Genomic DNA, 341 nt, shown 5'->3' with positions numbered 1-341 from the left:
GAAAATCGCTTGAGTCGTGTACAGGGCGCGTTGAGTTGCCCGTAACTCTTGCCGGTTCCGGTGCCGTCGTTGCAATAGACTATCTCGGAAACGCCGCTTAAGAGGGTGTGTTTCGTTCTGAAGAACTTTCCCAGTTTTGTCTTCAAGGAAAGAATTTTCTCGTTGACCTCTGAATTCGAAAGAGGCTTAGGCCCATCGGTTTCAGTCAATTCCTCAAAGAAATCAGGTTGGGTATGAAAGATATTTTTCACGGTGCTCTCCATTCGCCGCTTATCCCTTTCGCTCAGGTGGTAACTATATCTAGCGTTTTGGGTTAACGTCTTCCCCGCCCTGAAGGACGG

Annotated in this window: 1 protein-coding gene; it reads right to left on the bottom strand. The window is 48.4% G+C overall.

Annotated features, from left to right (window positions below):
- The coding region (locus tag E1297_RS49455) for a hypothetical protein (protein ID WP_209015522.1) at positions 1 to 251 on the bottom strand (251 nt) is incomplete at its 3' end.
- Between the last annotated feature and the right edge of the window lie 90 nt (positions 252 to 341).

This window comes from Roseibium sp. RKSG952 (assembly GCF_009711355.1).
This window is presented reverse-complemented; position numbering and strand designations above follow the sequence as displayed.